Origin of the sequence: Candidatus Thiosymbion oneisti (assembly GCF_004359955.1) — a bacterium.
Lineage (GTDB): Bacteria > Pseudomonadota > Gammaproteobacteria > Chromatiales > Chromatiaceae > Thiosymbion > Thiosymbion oneisti.
In genome coordinates this window covers 1-398 of the sequence record NZ_SMSC01000164.1, presented here as the reverse complement: position 1 = coordinate 398, position 398 = coordinate 1, and the positions used below count along the sequence as shown (strand labels likewise).

1 protein-coding gene is annotated in these 398 nt (G+C 62.1%); it reads right to left on the bottom strand.

All coding sequences use genetic code 11. From position 1 onward, the window contains the following. On the bottom strand, positions 1-379 hold a 379-nt coding region (locus E1958_RS19870; protein ID WP_208108640.1), incomplete at its 3' end, for a helix-turn-helix transcriptional regulator. Positions 380-398: the final 19 nt, after the last annotated feature.

Genomic DNA, 398 nt, shown 5'->3' with positions numbered 1-398 from the left:
ACGAGAAAAAACCCGATTTGGAGTGCTGTGCGATTTTCGCGCGCGGGGGAAGAGGTTCGGATGCGGTGAGACGCGCCTGTGCCTCCTGGTACCGGGCTTCCAGGTTCAACCAATAGTCGGCGGGCATCCCCAATGCCCGCTCCAGTCTGATCGCCGTCTCGGATGTGATAACGGGTTCGCCTTCGGACCTCAGGATAGCGTCGACACGCTGCTCGGTCAGACCGGTGCGGCGTGCCAGCTCGGAGCCGGGCATCCGGCGCAGCTCCAGCTCGTATTCGAGCACCTCTCCGGGAGGGACAGCGTAGTCGGGCCGATATTCATTCTCGATCACGTCTCCGGGGGGAGAGACGGCATAATCGTGGGGGGCTTCGTTAACCATGGGTGTCTTCGATCCCTAG